The 15,188-nt window shown below is 42.0% G+C and carries 15 protein-coding genes; 6 read left to right on the top strand and 9 right to left on the bottom strand.

Annotated features, from left to right (window positions below):
• Positions 1–31 precede the first annotated feature (31 nt).
• Positions 32–1,051 (top strand): LLM class flavin-dependent oxidoreductase, encoded by a 1,020-nt coding sequence (locus NST59_RS09285; protein ID WP_047203393.1) that lies wholly within the window; start codon positions 32–34, stop codon positions 1,049–1,051.
• Positions 1,052–1,089: 38 nt separating this feature from the next.
• On the opposite strand, the gene NST59_RS09280 is transcribed toward NST59_RS09285, so the two are convergent.
• Complete coding sequence (locus NST59_RS09280) at positions 1,090–1,710, bottom strand: acetate uptake transporter (RefSeq protein WP_341040574.1); 621 nt, start codon at positions 1,708–1,710, stop codon at positions 1,090–1,092.
• Between the two features lie 142 nt (positions 1,711–1,852).
• Here NST59_RS09280 and NST59_RS09275 point away from each other — a divergent pair, with 142 nt between their 5' ends.
• Positions 1,853–2,674, top strand: a complete 822-nt coding sequence (locus tag NST59_RS09275) for a uroporphyrinogen-III synthase (protein ID WP_126681952.1) — start codon at positions 1,853–1,855, stop codon at positions 2,672–2,674.
• Positions 2,675–2,712: 38 nt separating this feature from the next.
• On the opposite strand, the gene NST59_RS09270 is transcribed toward NST59_RS09275, so the two are convergent.
• Positions 2,713–3,315, bottom strand: coding sequence for a DedA family protein (locus NST59_RS09270; RefSeq protein ID WP_341040573.1), 603 nt, complete (start codon positions 3,313–3,315; stop codon positions 2,713–2,715).
• Between the two features lie 324 nt (positions 3,316–3,639).
• Between NST59_RS09270 and NST59_RS09265 the strand changes: the two genes are divergently transcribed.
• Both NST59_RS09265 and NST59_RS09260 read left to right on the top strand, forming a co-directional pair.
• The gene (locus NST59_RS09265) at positions 3,640–3,870 is read left to right on the top strand and encodes an excisionase family DNA-binding protein (protein ID WP_039179160.1); all 231 of its coding nucleotides are present in this window, start codon (positions 3,640–3,642) and stop codon (positions 3,868–3,870) included.
• A 428-nt stretch (positions 3,871–4,298) separates the two neighbouring features.
• A complete protein-coding gene (locus NST59_RS09260; protein WP_341040572.1) occupies positions 4,299–4,838 on the top strand; it encodes a hypothetical protein in 540 nt (179 codons plus the stop codon).
• A gap of 163 nt (positions 4,839–5,001) precedes the next feature.
• Here NST59_RS09260 and NST59_RS09255 read toward each other — a convergent pair whose 3' ends face one another.
• The 6 genes from NST59_RS09255 to NST59_RS09230 form a co-directional block, all read right to left on the bottom strand.
• A complete protein-coding gene (locus NST59_RS09255) occupies positions 5,002–6,102 on the bottom strand; it encodes a Ger(x)C family spore germination protein (RefSeq protein WP_341040571.1) in 1,101 nt (366 codons plus the stop codon).
• On the bottom strand, positions 6,099–7,199 hold the full coding sequence (locus tag NST59_RS09250; RefSeq protein ID WP_341040570.1) for a GerAB/ArcD/ProY family transporter: 1,101 nt from the start codon (positions 7,197–7,199) through the stop codon (positions 6,099–6,101). Before NST59_RS09250 ends, NST59_RS09255 begins: the two co-directional genes overlap by 4 nt.
• 12 nt (positions 7,200–7,211) lie before the next feature.
• Positions 7,212–8,696 carry a spore germination protein gene (locus tag NST59_RS09245; protein ID WP_059377401.1) on the bottom strand — a complete coding sequence of 495 codons (1,485 nt, stop codon included), beginning with the start codon at positions 8,694–8,696 and terminating at the stop codon, positions 7,212–7,214.
• A gap of 72 nt (positions 8,697–8,768) precedes the next feature.
• Positions 8,769–10,112 carry a (Fe-S)-binding protein gene (locus NST59_RS09240; RefSeq protein WP_341040569.1) on the bottom strand — a complete coding sequence of 448 codons (1,344 nt, stop codon included), beginning with the start codon at positions 10,110–10,112 and terminating at the stop codon, positions 8,769–8,771.
• A complete protein-coding gene (gene glcD / locus NST59_RS09235; RefSeq protein ID WP_107164261.1) occupies positions 10,109–11,518 on the bottom strand; it encodes a glycolate oxidase subunit GlcD in 1,410 nt (469 codons plus the stop codon). Before glcD ends, NST59_RS09240 begins: the two co-directional genes overlap by 4 nt.
• Positions 11,519–11,596: 78 nt before the next feature.
• Positions 11,597–12,730: a CdaR family transcriptional regulator gene (locus NST59_RS09230; protein WP_039179144.1), complete on the bottom strand. Its 1,134-nt coding sequence runs from the start codon at positions 12,728–12,730 to the stop codon at positions 11,597–11,599.
• A gap of 125 nt (positions 12,731–12,855) precedes the next feature.
• Here NST59_RS09230 and NST59_RS09225 point away from each other — a divergent pair, with 125 nt between their 5' ends.
• Complete coding sequence (locus NST59_RS09225; RefSeq protein ID WP_039179141.1) at positions 12,856–13,434, top strand: hypothetical protein; 579 nt, start codon at positions 12,856–12,858, stop codon at positions 13,432–13,434.
• A gap of 15 nt (positions 13,435–13,449) precedes the next feature.
• Here NST59_RS09225 and NST59_RS09220 read toward each other — a convergent pair whose 3' ends face one another.
• On the bottom strand, positions 13,450–14,214 hold the full coding sequence (locus NST59_RS09220) for a DeoR/GlpR family DNA-binding transcription regulator (RefSeq protein WP_144464604.1): 765 nt from the start codon (positions 14,212–14,214) through the stop codon (positions 13,450–13,452).
• A 149-nt stretch (positions 14,215–14,363) separates the two neighbouring features.
• Between NST59_RS09220 and NST59_RS09215 the strand changes: the two genes are divergently transcribed.
• Entirely contained in the window at positions 14,364–15,170 is an 807-nt protein-coding gene (locus tag NST59_RS09215) for a tyrosine-protein phosphatase (protein WP_341040568.1), read from the top strand.
• Positions 15,171–15,188 lie beyond the last annotated feature (18 nt).

Here is a 15,188-nt window from a genome sequence, read left to right as displayed (position 1 = left end):
ATGATATTTGACAGAAATGGGGACATCATTTATGAGTCAATCAGTTTTACAGGGCAAAGCCTATTCCGTTTTAAATTTATCCTCTGTGACAGAAGGAGGCACCATTAAAGAATCTTTTGATCGTAGCATGGATTTAGCAAAAAAGGCGGAGAAGTGGGGCTATCATAGATACTGGCTGGCAGAACACCATAACATGGAAGGGGTTGCGAGCTCTGCAACGTCCGTTTTAATTGGATATATTGCGGGAGGAACAGAAAAAATTCGAGTAGGATCTGGTGGGATTATGCTGCCAAATCACTCTTCACTTGTCATAGCCGAACAATTTGGCACACTTGAGACATTGTATCCGGGGAGAATTGATTTAGGTCTTGGCCGAGCACCAGGGACGGATCAGTTAACAGCAAGAGCGCTTAGACGTAATCTTCATAACGGAGAAGATTTCCCTGAGCAGCTTGAAGAACTGATGCAATATTTCAAGCCGACCGGTCAGGTTAAAAAACATGTAAGAGCTGTTCCAGGAGAAGGCCTGGACATTCCAATTTGGCTCCTTGGTTCAAGTGGTTTTAGCGCCAGACTTGCAGGAGAACTTGGATTGCCATTTGCCTTTGCTGCACATTTCTCACCTAAAAATACAATTCCCGCGTTAGAATTGTACAGACAGTCATTTAGACCTTCTGATGTGTTAAAAGAGCCTTATGCCATGGTTGGTGTGACGGTTTTTGCTGCAGATCAAACTGAGCGTGCTGAATATTTGGCAACCTCTCATTATCAGCGGTTTTTAAGTCTCATTCGCAATACACCAGGAAAACTGAAAGCGCCTGTCGACAGCATGGACGGTCTTTGGAGTCCATATGAAAAGGCGATGGTGGATGAACAATTAAGCTCGACTATCATTGGGGATAAAGAAAAGGTGAAAACAGAATTAGAAGCCTTTATTGAAGCTACTCAAGCTGATGAAGTGATGATTAATTCGGATATGTTTGACCATCAAGAAAGAATGCGTTCGTATGAAATTATCGGAGAGATCTTTCAAGAGGCACAAGAAAATTAAACATAAAAAAAGAACTGCACAGAGCAGTTCTTTTTTATTTATGCTTTTGTAAAAATGCGAAATGGTTGTCCAATTGGCAGAACAATACGGCCAAAATGTGTATTAAGGACAACAGCTGCAGAACCATAAAATGAAAGCAGGGAAATGATCAATTCTGCAATACCAGCCATGGTATGAGTGACATCGTACATCACACCAAAAGTGCTAAGGGAAAGACCAATGAATAAGAAATCAATAAAGACGAAAATCAAAAATAACACTTTATGTGTTTCCATTGCACCAATCGTCATAAGCAAGCTGAAAATCAAATAACCAATAAACGCAAAGCCTAGCTGTTTTGGATCTGCTGCTCCCGCAAGCGTTTTCCCAAAAACGCCGGCTTGAATGAGCCAAGTCGTTCCAACGCCCATCCAGAAAAGACCGAATGCGCCAAAAGCAGTGGCTCCAAAAATATTATGATGCTTTGAATCTTGTATGGACGCGATCAACTGCGCGATTCCTCCAAGGAAGATAGCCCAAGGTAAAATAAGGGAAGTGCCATCTGTGATTCCTAGTTTTTGTGAGGACGCAACGAGCGTCACCATTGCTAAACCAAACAAACCAAGTGGTGTTGGGTCTGCAATTGATAATCGAATTGCTTGAACATTCTGTTTTTCCATAATGACCTCCTACAATTTGCACTTACAAAAGATACTCGAATTCGATAGAAACGTCAAGCTCTTTTTTAGTAGACACTTGCATCGTCTTCCAAATAAATCTATATTTAATACATATCAAATGTGATAGAAAAAGAGGGATAATATGAGTAAAGGCTTATCTGGGAAAACGATTGCCATTTGTGGAACGAGAAAAACAGAAGAAATGCGTACACTTGTCGAAAAACAAGGAGGACAAGCCGTCATTCGCTCTCTTCAAGGAACCGTATTTTTAGCCAAAGAGGAATTAAAGCCAGGTATAGAAACCTTTGTGAAACAAGGGGCCGACTGGGTGATCTTGACGACAGGCATCGGTACAGATACATTGATTGAGAGTGCAGAAGAGCTGCAGCTTGGTAAAGAATTTATGAACATTCTATCAAATGCTCATATTGCTTCAAGAGGGTACAAAACCTTTGCTGCGTTGAAAAAACGCGGAATTCAGCCAGAGGTCTCTGATGAAGACGGAACGGTTCGTGACTTGATTTCAAAGCTTGAAAACAAGGAATTTCAAGGAAAACGCGTGATGGTGCAGCTTCATGGTGAAAATGCACCAGCTCTCATTCAGTTTTTACATGACAAGGGGGCAGATGTTTTGCCGCTTTTACCATATCAGCACACACCACCTGAACCAGAGGCTGCTGAAACGCTTCTACAAGAAATGAAAGATGGACAAGTTCATGCCGTCTGTTTTACAACCGCTGTCCAGGTTCACGCCTTTTTCAAACTGGCCGCAGAATGGGGCAGAAAAGAAGAATTGCAAGCATTATTCGAGCAGGACGTTCTGGCAGTAGCTGTTGGAAAAGTCACTGCTGAAGCTTTAAAAGAAGAAGGAATAGACCGAATTCTTGCCCCTTCACTTGAGAGAATGGGTGCAATGATTATAGAATTATCACAATATATGAAAAAACAATCAGCACACTCCTAAAAAAACGCCTTTCACCAGATCAGTGAAAGGCGTTTTTGTTAAATTGTCCGTTTTCGATTCGTCCGAATTTTTTTGAGTACAAAATAGAGAACAATCAGTACAATAGCAATGACCATAATAGAGGTTGTATAAGTATGAGCAACACTTTGAATATGATCCCATTTTGTCCCAAGCTGCATGCCAAGATAGATAAATAAAATAGACCAAGGGATGGCAGCTAATCCTGTCAAGAAAACAAATTTCAAAAAAGGCATCTTGGCAATACCTGCTGGAATCGAGATGGCATGGCGCACAACAGGGATAAAGCGCGCGGTAAACACTACACCGGTTCCATACCGGTCAAACCAGCGCTCTGCAGTCGCGATATGATGTTCATGGATGAATAAATACTTTCCATACTTTGTTAAAAAAGGTCTTCCGCCGTACAGACCGATCCAGTAAATAAAACACTGGGCGAGCGTACCACCGATGACGCCGGCAATAACAGCTCCAACAAAACCGATTGTGCCTGTTGACACCATATATCCGCCATAGGCAAGTACAATTTCACTCGGAATGATTTCAATCATCAGCCCTAGTGCTACACCTACATAACCAAGGCTTGTCAGCCAGGTTAAAATTTCATTAAAAAAGGTTCCCATTCATTTCACTCTGCCTTTAAATACGAATTTTCTTCAAGCATCCTTATAAGAGCCTATGCTTGTTTTGCTTTTCTCATGAGTATGCTTTCTATATATGCCAGCATGGCTTGCGGCTCATAAAGACACCACTGAACCGGGCTTTTTCACCAAGTCTATGTTGGCAAGCTCTCATCTAGCAGATTTTATCATACCATATTTGCCGGCATCTAGACGATCTACTTGCTATATGAAGAATGGTCACCAGAAAAGAGAATAGGCTGCATCCGTTTTTTCAGCAGATCATGATATAATTTGATAGATGAAACGAACGGGTGGTGCACAAGCATGTATTTAACAATCGCAGAAACAGCTGAATACTTGGAAGTATCAGAAGCGTATATTGAAAAATTGATCCAGCAAAAAAAGATCCGTTACGTATTTGACGGGGAATCTTATCTTATTTATCAAGGGCAGTTTCAAACGCATTTAAAGCAGCTCGAACAATATAAAGAGCTCGTCCAAGAGATCTTAAATGAACCGATTCCGGAAGACCCCGATGTAAAGGATGAAGATTAGAATATCTTTTCAATTGAATCAACATGGTTCAATGGCCGCGGATGATAGAAAGATTAATCTCTATTTCACCTCATGCTTTCTCGAATGATAAAAGCAGAATGATCATTCATTTGCAGGAAAAGGAAGTGGAATTTTTGGGGACAACTACTTTATGTGAAGCCTGTCAAAAAAACGAATTGGACATTTTAGAAGCGTCTGATGAACCGAAACAGCCTTATGAATTATGCCGTCAATGCCACGAAAGACTACTTACCTATTCATTACGGCCTATTGGATGGTAAAACCTAGCTGTTCTCCATTCTTCTAAACAATTTTTACTGCACGATGATTTTTATGGAGAGGACGGACAGGCTTTCCAATTAGAGGAGGATGTTGTCATCACCAAAAGTGAAAAAGCACCAACATTACAAGCCGTTAGGCGTGATTTGGTGTCTTTATTAGACTTTTCAATCACTAGATGGTTTCTTGAGGATGATGTCATCGTTGCTTTGAAACAGCACGATCAGCAAAGAATTTTGGATGCTGTTCAAAGTAGGTTTGATCAAACGCATCATGTCGAAGTGAAATCGCGCATGTTAGAAATTACGGCTGATGTGTTAGGTACCTCTGCTGCTGGGTGGGTGAGGGAACTTTTGGATTTAGCGGATGAAGAATTTCTTTATCAGCTTTCGTGGGCAGCCGCCAGCAGTTTACCTGTAGATGAGGGATTACAACGTATTCTAGAGAAATTGAAATCTGTCAGTGAAAAAGAATTGCCGTTAGAGGCTTTTATTTGCCTGCACCGTTTCCGTTCTAATAAGATATTGGATTGGATGGAGCTCAAATTGCACCCATTTTCACGATCAGTGGGGAAAGCTGGCAGCCGTCAGCTACCCAACCTGGGAGAGAATGAAATCTTGGCTAAACAAAGGAAGACCTTTCAGCTTAATTGCACTAGATACAATGGCAACCTGTGCAAAAGGGAATAGACCTGCTCTAGTGGAACAATATTCACCTAAAATCCTTAAAACTGATAAAAATGAAGTAGAAAAGTTTTTAAATGAATATTATCAAAAAGATCATGTTCCACGAGTGAAAATGAAAGTGTGCAAAATCTTGGAGAACAAGCAAGACATATTTGAATAAGCCTTTTTATTGGCTGACTCCCGTTTGAACAATTTTCATGTGGCATTTAACTTGTACATCTGCATCAGGATAAATGTTCTTCCATTTTTCTGGTGTCACTGCTTTGTCTTTTGATCTATACCTAAGGCCCAGCCCAAGAGGATCTATGTTTTGCTTTTTAAAGGATTGAACAAGGTCTTGTCCTTGCTGAGCGACACGTTTTTCTACTTCTTTTTCAACATGGTTCAATATAGAAGGTTTATCAATTTTTTTGGACTTCATGAATTCTTTTAATTCGCCTTTCAGCTTGATATCAATCATGATATGAGGCTTCTTTGTTAGGTTTTTCGTTGGTTTTATTCGGTAAGACACATGAGATTTGATATTTTCAATGACGACATGGGTCTTTGCTTGATCTGCCAATTGAAACTCATAGATGCCATTTTTATGATTTTCAATCATCGCTTTAAATGTGAACGTGTCTTTTCCAGGTATATGACTGACCATTTTTTCATGATCAAACAGAGCGACTCCTGTGATCTTAATGCCACTCTTTGTTTTCTTGATGTAAGGGAGGTATGCATCGACTCCTTTTGCCAGCATCTGATTCATAAAAATATGCTGATTGGTGACAGGTTCATTGCCATTTCGCATATTTTGGGTGAGCAGATCAGAGAGATATACACCTATATTTAAGTTCGTTTGATTCATTTTTGTGTATAATAACTCTTCCACTTCTCCGCCTACAATTGCAAACACTTGGCGTGAACCAATGATAGGATCACGATAAATATAATTCATTAAATCGATCATGCCGACTTCTTTTGCTAACTTTTCACTGACTAAAATAACGAGCACCTGGCCCATGACGACTGGAAAAGGCGATTTTTCTGATACAAGAAATTGAATATTGCTAATGGTGTTTGACCTTGCACTTAATATTTGATAACTTCCTTGCTCTTGACTTTTAAAGACAGGGAAGACAAAGAAGCCCTTCATTTCTCCATCTTCCAATAAATCAAATCCTGCCGCCTGAGAGATATTTAATTCATCTAAAAGGCGGGGCTCTGCACAGCTGGTTAACAAAAGACTACACAACATGAGGCCCGTAAGTATATAACGTTTCATGCTCGTTTTTTCCCCCTCCTTTTTTTCAGCATCAGTCCAATGACCATACAGATAATCAATCCATAGATCAGAATGAATCCACTAAATTCCACCCATTGATTAAAGGTTTCAAAAGAAGTTGCACTGGCAAAAAACGAAAACATGATCAGAATGAGGATGCTGAGCCCGATGAACGTGACGCGCTGGCTCGTATGAAGCATTTTTTTTGCCATTCGGCTCGCTGCCCATAATGGAATCGTGATATTAGGAATGATCAGAAGCAGCCAAAGAGACACTTCAATAAATTCAAAGCGCTGGATAAACGGAAGCTTCACAATGCTCGTTAACGTGAGCGTCGGCCATTTTGTTAATTTGAGCTGAGCACTTGAGTAATACGCTATAGAGACGAGAAAAGTGAGCAAGTTTAAGCATGTCGTAAATAATACCCCCATGTGAGCAAATTTTTGAGATGTCTGAGCTTGTTTAATAAAGGGATAATAGACAAGCAGGGTGCCAAAACCAAACATGGATAAGGATGCATCTTTGACTCCCACAAGCATTTGCGAAAATGTATGATCAAACATTGGGAACATGAAACGAAGGTGACTATACTTCATGGCATAAAAACAGATAAACGTCATCCAATACGTCAGTACAACACTAAAAAATGCCCATCCAGCAATGGTTCTAAAGCCACCAGTATGTATGTAATACACAAGCAGCAGCAGTACAGACGCAAACAAAAGACCAGGAATTTCTTTAAACAGCCATACATGGATCACATCCATGTAATGGATAAGGACGGTCAGCGACAAAGAAGCAAAATATAAGATATAAAGAATGTTGAATAATTGCCCAATCCATTTGCCAAATACATATTGCGTGATTTCACCAAATTCATCCGAAGGTGCCTTTTTAAACATCAAGTACATGAGAAAGATCATCACATTGACGTTCATGCCAGAAATCAAAATAGCGATCCATCCATCATTATTGATAGAACGAACAAGGTTTGTTTGAAAGTTTAAAATGCTGACACCGACTTGATTGGCATTGACGAGAAAAAACACAAAATAAGGAGATACTTGAAATTTCTCTTTGACAGAAGAAGAACTCATGCCTTCACTTCCTTATTCATAAAAATCATTTTTCCCCTTACGGCCTTGCTTTGGCTTAGAGCGATGGATGGTTTCATTTTGCGGTCGTAAATTTTCCGGCCTTTTGTTCAAAAAACGGAGCTGAGGACGAATCAGACTGCCCTTTAAATCAGCAAGGCGCATTGGAAAAATAGGCTCTAAATATGGGCGGCCAATTGAAGTTAATTTCATTAAATGGGTGAGCAGAAAAGATCCCATCACAGCAATGCCTAATGCGCCCCAAACCTGTGCTGCGAGTAAAAAAGGGAATCTCAGCAGCCGAATGGTACTGCCCATTTTGTAAATAGGCGTGACAAATGAGGCGAGAGCAGACAGGGCAACAATAATGAGTAAAATATTGCTCGTTAAACCTGCTGCTACAGCCGCCTGTCCAATGACAATCCCTCCAACAATCCCGAGCGTCTGCCCGACTTTAGCTGGGAGCCTTGACCCTGCTTCTCTTAGTAATTCAATCGAAGTCTCTAAAAATAGTGCCTCAATGATCGGAGGAAATGGAACAAGATAGCGCGAGGATACAATGGTTTCTAATAAATCCTTTGGAATCAGCTCATAATGAAAGGTTAAAACGGCGACATATAAAGGTGTCGCAAAAATGGAAAATATCACGGCAAATATGCGTAACAGCCTAAAGCAAGAAGCCGCAATCCACGACATATTGTAGTCTTCCATAGTGGAAAAATACTCAAGTAAAATAGTTGGGGCAAGCAAGACATGAGGCGAGCCATCCACTAATATGGCAATTTTCCCTTCTGATAAACCTGAAGACACACGGTCGGGTCTTTCTGTATTCAAAAACAATGGAAAAATCGTATTTGACACATCATAAAGCATTTGAGCGAGGTAATTCGCATCTAAAATCTGATCATAATCAACGTCCTCAATTCGCTGCAGAACCGTTTCGATGTTTTCTGGGTTAGCGATTTCTTCAATATATAACACGGCTACTTTTGTTTGAGAGAGCGTACCAACCGTCTTTTCCTCAACTTTCAGGTTAGGCGTCGGCAGCCGCCGCCTGACCAAATTTAAATTGGTATCTAAAACCTCCACAAATGCTTCCTGTGCACTGATAATGCCAAATTCAATCTCAGGCGGACCAACTTGTCTGCCTTTCTTTTCTTCAATCGGCAAAAGAAGCGTTTTGCCCCAGTCTGTCTCAAGTCTAATAGCAATGCTACCCCGGTGAAGGGCTTCTTCCACTTTTTGAAGATCGTTCGTGATGACAGCCTGCTCAATGGGAATTTGTTCTTTCAGCTCTTCAAGAGTAGGTGTCAGGTGCATTTGTTTGAGAGAGGGGAGAATTTGTTCATGTAGAAGATGTCCATTAATTAAAGATCGAAAAAAGGAAATCCTATATAGAAAATCTCCATTTCGAGACAGCTCATTTGTAAAATCAGCAGAACGTGACAATGCTTCAAATACTGAATTTGGGTCCTTTTGTTGTTTGTTTTTTTTCAGCATTTGAACCAGCTCCTTCGGCAATTTTCCTCTATTATCCAACCAATTGTCTAAAGATATGCATAAAAAAAGCGTTCAGCTTGATGGGCTGGACGCTTTTTTTCCATATTGAACGGCTTCTAATAATAAATCAGCTAGATGGACAGCATGCATGGTCGGCGAGTGCTCCGCGCGTTTGATGCCTGCTGCCATTTGCAGCTGACAGCCTGGATTAGACGTAACAATGGCAGCAGCCTTTGTTTCCCTTGCTTCTGTCATTTTATGATCTAAAATTTGCATCGACATCTTTGGCTGCAAGATGTTGTAAATGCCAGCTGAGCCGCAGCACCGGCCCGAATCCTTCATTTCTTTAAATGATACGCCTTGAATGGCCTTCATCAGCACCCTTGGCGCATGCTGTACACCCATTCCGTTCCGCAAATGACAGGAATCTTGATAGGTGATGACCTGCTCTGGCAAAGCAAGCGGCATACGGCGGTGAAATTCCAGCTCCACTAAAATGTCTGATATATCGGTGATTTTCTTTGAGAAGATTTCACTTCGTTTTTGATAATCCGGATCATCGTGAAGCAAATGATCGTAATCACTTAAAAAAGCACCACAACCGCCCGCATTCATGACTATGGCATCTGCATCTATCTTTTCAAATGCTTCAATATTCCGCTTTGCTAGCTGTTTCGCTTGCTCTTTTTCTCCGCTATGACCATGAAGCGCTCCGCAGCACGTCTGAATAGGAGGGACGATGACGTCACAGCCTGCCAGCTGCAAAAGCTGGATGGTCGCTTCGTTTGTGCTGGAAAAAACGGTGTCCATTAAACAGCCAGTAAAAAAGGCGACACGCTTACTTGCTGGGCCAGCGGCTTTATATTCCGACAAACGGCTTTTTTGTTGACGCGGCACCTTTGGAAGCGCCTGTTCCATCAGGCGTAAGTGCGGTGGAAGCACCTTCAGCATACCAGTTTTGCGGGCGGCTGTTTGCAGACCAGATGTTTGATAAAATCGAAGAAGTCCTGCCGCTTGCCGCATTCGGCTTTGTGAAGGAAAGAGTCCTTTGAATACTGCACGTCTCACAAGTTTGACAGGGATGGATTGTTTTTTGTGCTGCTGAATGATGTCTCTTGCATCCTCAAGTAACCGGCCATATTTGACGCCGGAAGGGCAGACCGGTTCACATGCACGGCAGCCAAGACAAAGATTCAATGAATGCTCGACATCTTCATCTGGCTCAATGACGCCGTCTCTCACCGCCTTCATTAAAGCAATTCGGCCGCGGGGAGAGTGTGTTTCTTGTTGCCCAGATTCAATATAAGTAGGGCAGGAAGGAAGGCAGAAGCCGCAGCGCATGCAATTGAGCAGCTCTTTTTCGTCCATTTGCTGCTGAAATGATTGCTGAATCTCTGTTTGTTTAGAGGAACTCATGAGACCACCACCCGCTTTCTTGCGGCTTTACCAAACACTTTATCAGGGTTCATCATATTTTCTGGGTCTAGCGCTTGTTTGATCGCTTTCATTGCTGCAATGCCTTCTTTTTTGACCTTTAGTTCCAAGTAAGGGGCTTTCATAAGACCCACACCATGTTCACCCGTAATGGTGCCGCCAAGTGAGACGGCTTTTTCAAAAATGGCCTGAAAGGCTTCCTCCACCCGTTTCATTTCTTCTTCATTTCTTGCATCTGCTGCACAAGTAGGGTGCAAATTGCCATCACCTGCATGACCGAATGTGCAGATTTTCACTTTGTACTCCTTCGCAATATCTTCGATTGCCCGCACCATGCTGGCAATTTCAGACCGAGGGACTGTGGCATCTTCTAAAATGGTCGTTGGGCTTAACCGGGCGAGAGCAGATAAAGCGGATCGTCTCGCTGTTAAAAGGGCATTTGCTTCTTCTTCAGAATGAGCGATATTCACTTCTTTTGCACCGTGCTGCTTACACACTTTTGCGATGCTCTGCATATCACGGGAAACCGCCTCAGGATGGCCGTCCTGTTCGATTAACAGCACAGCTTGAACGTCCGTCGGCAGACCGATTTTTGCAAAGTCTTCAACGACTTCCAGGGTCGGCTGATCCATAAATTCTAATGTGGCGGGGATGATACGCTCTGCAATAATCGCCGACACTGAAGCGGCTGCTTCCTCTAGGCTTTCATATAAGCAAAGCATCGTTTGTTTTGTTTCTGGAAGCGGCAAAAGCTTCAGCGTGGCTTCAGTGACAATCCCGAGCGTTCCTTCTGAACCTACGAACAAACGAGTCATATCATACCCGGCCACGTCCTTTGCAAGTTTGCCGCCTGTTTTAATGATGTCACCGTTTGGCAGAACCACTTCAAGTCCAAGTACATAATCTCTTGTCACGCCATATTTTAAGCCCCGGAGACCACCTGAATTTTCATTAATATTTCCGCCTAATGTAGAGATTTTCATAGAGCTTGGATCAGGTGGATAGAAGAGCCCTTTTGCCTCTACTTTGCGAATGAGTTCCTGTGTGATCAAACCAGGCTGCACCGTTGCTGTCAGGTTTTCTTCATCTATTTCTATTAATTGGTTCATTCTTGTAAACAGCAGCACAAGTCCGCCTTGTGTAGGACATGTACCTGCACAAAGATTCGTTCCTGATCCTCTTGGCACGATCGGTATATGATATGAGGCGCAGAGCCGGACAATTTGCTGGATTTCCTCAGCCGTATGCGGGCTTACGATGACATCTGGCATCTGCTGAAAATTTGGTGTTGCATCATAAGAGTAGGCAAGCCGATCGGCTTTACTGTCCTGTACGTAAGGCGCACCAACAATCTTTTTCAATTGATTTAAAAATTCAGAATTTAACATACGCATTCAACTCCTACTGATTAGACGTATCGTTTCTTTCAGTATAAAAAAAGAATCGCCTCATGCCTATGGACGATTCTACAAAATATCGGGCTGTTCGCTTCGTTTTTTTGGATCATGATCTAAAAGCATGAAGGCTAAATAAAAAAGCATTGCATCTTGCATGCGCTTTGGATCAAGTGTCGTTAAATCTTGGATTCGTTTTAGCCTGTAATGTAGTGTATTGATATGAACATGCATTGCTTCTGCGGTATATTTCAATGAGCAATCTGATGTCATGAGTACCCGCAATGTTTTCACTAATTCAGGATAGGGGAGAAGAGGGGCGATCGTTCGATCAAGAAACACTTCCTTTGTTTCCTGACTCACTTCCTCCATAAAAAGTTCAAGCGTTAAATCTTCATCAAATACAATCGGCGTATCAGCATGTGCCATTTTTAATGCACGAAAGGCTTGTTGAAAGGATTGCTTCATCAAATGAGCAGCTGCTGGTTTTCCCGCCCCAATCAAAACCCCTGGCGTGCTCTGCGCCGTAAGGGAGGCATGGATGTGAAATAGGCGCTGCTGCAGTGTTTTACGATCATCTGCTGTTGTTTGCAGCATAAGCAAAAAGCGGGCATGCCCCCAGCGGACGATGATCTCCTGACTAGTGAGATTCAGCGCTTCCTTTAATTCTTTGTATTGATTTTGTTTCATAAACGATTCATCCTGACAATCGATCAGGACAACCGCACGCTCCTTGTTGATATCAAGCTGAAGCCGCGATGCTTTTTCAGCGAGATCAATCGCTGTCTCTGGCAGATGGAGCCAGTCGAATACAAACGCTTCGAGCTGACGTTCATCCGTTTCGGTTTCTTGAAAAAATTCATGTTCATGAATGAGCAGCTCGGTCATTTTTCTTAATATTTCGCCAAAAGGAGACACATGTACAGGATCTCCTGTCATCCCAATGACTCCGATGACCTCCTGCTTAAAATAAATAGGCAGATTGATGCCAGCTTTGACGCCTTTCATGTGGTGCTGGTCATCCTTTGTGAGAATTCGTTTCTGTCCTTCAAAAGATGTCAGATAAGCTCCTTCATGAAATTGTCCAATGCGCGCTGGATCTGTTGCTGCAATGATGGTGCCGTTCGTTTGTGCGATGATGATTTCCTCAGTCAGCACCTTTTTCACTTCGTCTACGATCTTTTCTGCCAGTGTCATTGTGAGCAAAATGTACCCCTCCGAGATGTTTCTTTTGACACTATCATACCATCATATGCTAGGACATATCTTTCTTTTCCTGAGTTATGCTAAAATAATAAACGCACATGAAGGAGAAGAAAGGAGACATAGCTATGTCACTGCAAAATCGCTTACAAGATTTACTGAAAGAAGGACAAGCGCTGACAGACTTCGAATATGATGAAGCGGCGAGCCGCAATTGGCCTTTAGAAGGGGCGAGAATAAAAGAAGAAGCGCGCTTTGGCGATGTATATATAGAGCGTGTAGACAAGGAATCTGAGGACATGATTCAAACAGAAGACGCCTCATTTCTAAACACGCCGCTTACATATGTGAAAAAACATCAAAAAGAATTTATTTATATCGAATCAAAGTGGTTTGATGTCGTGAAAGTTGATGGCTTGGCCATTGAATGGGACGAAGTGTTTCAAACGTATACCGTGTTATTCGGTTTCAAACGTCCTAAGAAAGACACAAATATTTTAAAGGACTTGCTATCGCCATTAAATGGTGCTCAGCTTCAATTTAATGGACAAGATGGCTTATTTGATGTGAATTTACAGCTTCTTGAGCTTGAGGACATCCACGAAGATATGGCTTTCATTGACGTTATCTCGGCTGTGTACCGATTTTTATTCCGTATGGTCATGCAGCTTGAAATCAATGAATCAAAAAACGGCTCAAATTCCTGAGCCGTTTTTTTTGATCTATTCATTTGATGAAGGCGTGACAAACCGCACATCATGCTCTTTTCCATATTGAAGATAATGTTCATGTGGCTCCTGATTGGTCACGACGACATCAATTTCGTGCAAATCACAAAACGTGGTCAAGGCGTAATGATCGAATTTGCTATCATCCACTAATAAAAACGTTTTGGCACTTTTTTGAACGAGCGTCTTTTTAATATCGGTTTCAAGCGGGGACGAATTCGTGACGCCGTGATCAATGGATAAACCAGTTGACGCGATAAAGGCTTTATTCACATTGTAAGCTTTTAAGCGCTCTACACTTTGATAGCCTACGAAAGAATTTGTTTTCCTTTCAAGCATCCCGCCAGTAGAAAAGATGGTGAGATTTTCATAAGGCATCGCTTGTGTAATGAAATCCACATTATTGGTCACAATGGTCACCTGTTTCTCTGTCAAATAGGGGAGCATCTCAAGCGTTGTCGTACCAGAATCAATAAAAATCATATCCCCGTTTTCCACAAAAGCAGCAGCCGTCTGACCGATCAATTGCTTTTTACTGAGCTGACGGATCTTTCGCTCTTTATACACCACTAACGTTGAGTGGTTCACAGCCACTCCGCCATACACTTTTTTGAGCACGCCAGACTCGACCAATGCCTGTACATCTCGGCGTATCGTGTTTTTTGAGACACCAAAATGCGCCACAAGCTCATCAAGTGAAGCAGATTCCCGGTCAAACACATACTCTTTAATTTGCTGAATCCGTTTTGTTTTTATCATGCTTCATATCTCCAATCAATCCGAATGTCCTTTTTCCATTATACCAATAAATTCTCTTACATGGATTAGGTCAATTGATTCTCTTTTCTCCTTTGATATAAAAGCGTATGATAGAAAAAAGAACGAAACCAGAAAGGACTTTCACTTCTATGAATCAATCAAACAACCCATTTTCAAAGCTTGCGAATTTTAGAGAAGTAGGGGGACTTCAAACAACAGAGGGGATGGTGATCAAAGAGGGAATGATTTATCGATCCGCAGACTTATCTCGATTGACGAAACAAGACATCGAGATATTCTCAACACTCGGGATTCAAACTGTTTGCGACCTCCGTACAACCTCAGAACGTAAATCACATCCACCAAAGATCAAGGAACACGACAAAATCGTCCATATTCCGATGCAGCCTGACAGTAAGATGCCGAGTAAATGGACCATGTTTCGTATGCTGGTAACAGAAGGGAAGTCTCTCTCATTTACACCGATCATGAAAGATTTATATCAAAGCATGCTCACCGAGCGTAAAGAAGAGATTCGGCAGCTGTTCACACTGCTTTCAGATCAAAGCCATTATCCGCTGATGCTTCACTGCACGAGTGGCAAGGACCGTACAGGTTTTTTATCTGCCCTGATTCAGTTAACAGCAGGTGTACCGCTGACTGTCGTTTTAAGTGAATACATGCGGTCCAATGAAGGCGTGCAAATGCTTGTCAGAAGGCAGGAACGATTTGTCCGATTGATGAGTTTATACCGGGTATCAAAAGAACAAATTCAGCCGCTTGTCGGTGTGCAGCAAGATTATCTTGAAGATGTGCTGCACGAAATGCTGGAGACATACGGGAGTGCAGAGCGGTATTTAATTGAAGCCTGCAAAGTCCCTGAAGCTCAGCTCAATGAAATGAAAAACATTCTGCTTACACCATCTGCTGGCATTCCATCACAAAAAGCGGAATAAACTGAATATGAGGTGATG

Source organism: Bacillus sp. FSL R5-0439, from assembly GCF_038008805.1.
Taxonomy (GTDB): Bacteria; Bacillota; Bacilli; order Bacillales; family Bacillaceae; genus Bacillus; species Bacillus safensis.
The sequence above is the reverse complement of the archived record's forward strand: the minus strand, read 5'-3'. Positions and strand labels throughout refer to the sequence as shown.